The organism is Enhygromyxa salina, from assembly GCF_002994615.1.
Lineage (GTDB): Bacteria > Myxococcota_A > Polyangia > Nannocystales > Nannocystaceae > Plesiocystis > Plesiocystis salina_A.
The window spans coordinates 1-4070 of sequence record NZ_PVNK01000252.1; the positions used below are offsets into that span (position 1 = coordinate 1).

At 70.0% G+C, this 4070-nt stretch carries 3 protein-coding genes; all 3 read right to left on the reverse strand.

The annotated features are described in order from the left end of the window. Positions 1-8: 8 nt before the first annotated feature. Positions 9-2501: a hybrid sensor histidine kinase/response regulator gene (locus tag ENSA5_RS28995; protein ID WP_106394957.1), complete on the reverse strand. Its 2493-nt coding sequence runs from the start codon at positions 2499-2501 to the stop codon at positions 9-11. A gap of 14 nt (positions 2502-2515) precedes the next feature. Continuing rightward, entirely contained in the window at positions 2516-3475 is a 960-nt protein-coding gene (locus ENSA5_RS29000) for a DsbA family protein (RefSeq protein ID WP_146156221.1), read from the reverse strand. Between the two features lie 144 nt (positions 3476-3619). Continuing rightward, positions 3620-3964, reverse strand: a complete 345-nt coding sequence (locus tag ENSA5_RS29005) for a hypothetical protein (protein WP_106394959.1) — start codon at positions 3962-3964, stop codon at positions 3620-3622. Between the last annotated feature and the right edge of the window lie 106 nt (positions 3965-4070).

Here is a 4070-nt window from a genome sequence, read left to right on the forward strand (position 1 = left end):
CCGGGCTGCTAGGCCTGACCCAGGATCTCGCGCAGCTGCGCGACCGTGTGCTCGTCTTTTTGGATCAGCTTCGCGGTCCCGTCGAGCTGTCGGCGCTGGCCCTGATCGAGCTTCGCCGCGGTGCACACGATGACCGGCAGCGCGCGGAATTGCGGCAGCGCCCGCAGACCCGCGAGGAACCCGAAGCCGTCGAGCACGGGCATCATCAGGTCCAAGATGACCAGGTCCGGCGGCGCGGCGATCACCGAATCGAGCCCGATCTTGCCGTTCTCGGCGACCTCGACCCGAAGCCCGAACTCCTGGGCCGTCTCGGTGAACACCGCGCGCGCGTCGGGATCATCGTCGATGATCAGCACCCGGCGCTCGCCACCACCACCCTCGAGCACCCGCTCCATGACCGCCGCGAGCGCAGCACGCTCGACCGGCTTGCTGATCACCTCGACGGCGTGGGCCAGCTGGTAGCGATACTCCCCCGCGACGATGCTGCAGACCACGACGGGGATCTCACGCAGCTCGGGATCGGCGCGAAAGGTCTTCAGCACGGTCAGGCCGTTCATGCCCGGCATCATCAGGTCGAGGATCACGAGCGCGGGCCGGGTCGCCCGCGCGACCTCGATCCCCTGCGCGCCCGAGTCGACCGTGATCACCCGGCAGCCGAGCTCGTCGAGGTGCTGCTGCATGACCGCCCGCGCGTCGGGCTCGTCGTCGATGACCAGGACCGTCCGACCGCCCCGGGTCTCGCTGCTGGTCTCGCCCCGAGCTTCATCGGTCGGCGACTCCTGCTCGATCTCTGCCGTGGGCACGTGGACGTTGCCCGTCAGCGAGGGCGGCTGCCAGCGCAGCGGCGGCGCCTCGTCCGAGAGCACGACCGAGACGACCGTGCCCTCGCCCTCGACGCTGTCGAGCGCGAGCTCAAAGCCCATCGCCACGCAAAAGGCCTTGGCGATCGTCAGCCCCAGGCCGGTGCCGCCGTAGCGCCGCGAGGTCCCGCTGTCGGCCTGGCGGAAGGCCTCCATCACGATGTCGAGCTGTTCACGGGCGATCCCGATGCCACTGTCGATCACGTCGATGCGCTGCGGCGTCCCGCCCTCGGCCACGATCCGGACCTCGATCGCCCCGCTGTGCGTGAACTTGAGCGCGTTGCCGAGCAGGTTGATCATGACCTGCTTGAGCCGGCGCCGATCGACCCGCAGCGGCTCGAGCGCGTCCGGAATCGTCGCCGTCAAGCGTCGCTCGGCTCGCTCGGCGCTCACGCCGATCTCCGCGAGCAACTCGAGGGTGAGCTCGCGTAGATCGACCTCCTCGAGCTCGAGCTCGAGACGCCCGGCCTCCGACTTGGACACGCTGAGGATGTCGTTGATCAGCGCGAGCAGGTGCTTGCCGTTGGCCAACACCCGGGCGAGGAAGCTCAGCTCCTTGGCCCCGAAGTCGCCGCTCTTGTTCTTGAGCAAGATGTTGGTGAACCCGATGATCGCGTTGAGCGGCGTGCGCAGCTCGTGCGACATCGTGGTCAAGAACTCCGACTTCAGGCGGTTGGCCTGCTCGAGCTCGCGGTTTTGCGCTTCGATCGTGCGCGCGCGCTCGTCGAGCTCGTTGGAGACCACGCGCAGCGCCCGGTACTGCTCGGTCGCGAACAAGCCGATCGCGATTTTCCTGGCGATCTGCTGGAGCCGCGCCCGCGCCCGCGCCTCCAGGGGCAGGTGCGCGGCCCCGGCGATGACACCGAGGAGGCTGTCTGCGTGGATCAGCGGGAGCACGAACAAGGTCGAGGCCTGGACCACGCCAAAGCCGGTGTCGAGCTCGAAGGACCCGGCCGCGGGCTCGTCGACGAACATCGCCTCGCGGCGCCGGGCGGCCTCGCCGACCAGCCCCTCCCCGAGCTTGAAGGTGGTCGCGCTCGACCCCGGGGCGAGGCTGAGGCTCGCGGACAGGCGAAGCTCAGCGCTCGCCTCGTCCCAGGTGTACAGCGTCAGCGGCCGGTAGCCGCCCTCTTCGGCCAGGATCTGCAGGACCTCAGCGTAGTCCGCACCGACGCTGGTTCGGGCGCTGAGCGCCAGGAGCACGAGCGCGCCGATCCGATCGAAGCGCGACGCGACCTCGAGCTCGGCGTTCTTGCGCGCCAGCTCGGCCTCGGCCTGCTTGACCCCGATGACGCCGACAAACCATCGCTCGCCGTCGGTCTCGACCTCGTGGATCGACAGGTGCGCCGGGAAGCCGGCGCCATCTTTGCGCCGCCCCTCGACCTCGCGCCCCTCGCCCGAGTAGCGCGCGAGCTCCCCTTCGTGCCCGGCGCCTTGGCCGTCTTGGCCGTCTTGGCCGTCTCGAGTCAGGAGCGTGAAGGGCTGGCCGACGAGATCGTCGGCCCCGTAGCCGAACAGCTCCTGGGCCGCCGGATTGAGCGAGCGCAGGTGGCCCCGCTCGTCGATCGTGATCAGGGCGACGCCCACCGCCTCGATGAGCGCGTCGCTCCTGCTGATCGACTTGGTCGGCGGCGAGGTCATCGGCTGGGTCGGCGCTAGCGGCGAAGCGCGTCGTCGATCCACGCGTCGAGCTGACCACTCCACAGCATCGGCACGACCTCGCGCCCGTCGACGTAGACCGTGGGCGTGCCCGGGAGCTCGAGCTTCTCGCCGTCTCCCCGGTCCCCTGCGACCGCGAGCTTGACCGCCTCGGACGCCATGTCGGCCTTCCACTTGGCGACGTCGAGGCCCTCGATCTGCCCGGCGTAGCGCTCGAGGTCCGCGTCGCTGAGGGCGTCTTGGTTGGCGAACAGCAGGTCGTGCATGGCCCAGAACTTGCCCTGGAGGTGCGCGGCCTCGGCCGCGATCGCGGCGGCCTCGGCCCGATCGTGATGCTCGGTCAGCGGGAAGTGCTTGAACACGAGCTTGGCCCGCCCGCCGTGATGCTCGATCGCCTCACGCAGCTCCGGCGCCTCCATCTTGCACATCGGGCACTGGAAGTCGGCGAACACGACGATCGTCACGGGCGCGCGCTCGTTGCCGAACACCGGGCGGCCCTCGACCGGGATCTCGCGCTGGGTCAGGGCCGCGGTGACCTTGTCGATGTCGAGCTTGATGTCGCCGGCCGCGGCCCCGGCCGCGAGGCGATCGGCGATGAACTGGGCGACGTGCATCGAGTCGCGGCACTCGCCATCCTCGACCAGCGACTTGGCCAGAGAGTGGGGCTTGTCGCAGGCGCTGGACTCGGTGTTGATCACGCGCAAGAAGCTGTCACGCTGGGCGCCCGAGAGCTTCGAGACGTCGACGCCCGGGGCCTCGGTGATCATGTCCGCGGGCAGCGGCTCTTCGGGCGCCGGAGTCTTGGCCGGAGTCTTGGCCGGAGTCTTGGCCGGAGTCTTGGCCCCGGTCTGGGACTTGGTCGAGGTCGCGTCCTTGGTCGACTTCGCGTCGCACGCAGGCGCGACGAGCAAGAGCAAGGAGCAGGAGATCAGCAGTTCCCGGGCGGCGCGAAGCACGAGGGACGCTAACTTAGGGTCGGTGTGGCTGCAACATCGCGCCGCGCCCCGCGCTCAGTCGCGGCGACGCCCGGGACGAGGGCCAAAAAAGACGGCCGAGGCCCCGGAGCGCTCGCCCCGGGGCCCGGCCGTCACGCGGACGGATCAGTCGTCCTCGGTCCGCGCGGCGTCGGCCGAAGCCGGCGCCTCCCGACCCTGGGCCTGTGCGTGATCCCGCTGCTCGTCACGCCGCCGCATCGAGCGGACGGTCCGCGCGAGCGGGGTGCCCTCGACCAGGCGAGTGAACAGCTCGATCGGGCTCTTGCCGCCGATCAGCGAGACCAGGTTCATGTTCTCGGCCGCGGCCTTCATGACCTCGGCGTCGGCCGCGGCGTGGAGGGCCCCGACGAGCTCGGGCTGGATCGCGCCGAGCCGCCGACCGTCGGCCTCGGCGAGCGCCGCGGCCGTGTCCCGATCGATCTGAGCCTGGCAGCCCGGGGTGCAATGCATCGTGTCGCCTCGCGCCGGAATTTTCGCCGAGGGCGCGAAGCCAAAACGCCGCTGTACCGGGCGTACTGCAAGTTTTGGCGACAAAGCCCTCGGCGAAAAGGCCAAG

Bases quoted from the DNA above. Each gene is read 5' to 3' on its own strand.
- ENSA5_RS28995 (WP_106394957.1), bottom strand. From the start codon at position 2,501: ATGACCTCGCCGCCGACCAAGTCGATCAGCAGGAGCGACGCGCTCATC.
- ENSA5_RS29005 (WP_106394959.1), bottom strand. From the start codon at position 3,964: ATGCATTGCACCCCGGGCTGCCAGGCTCAGATCGATCGGGACACGGCC.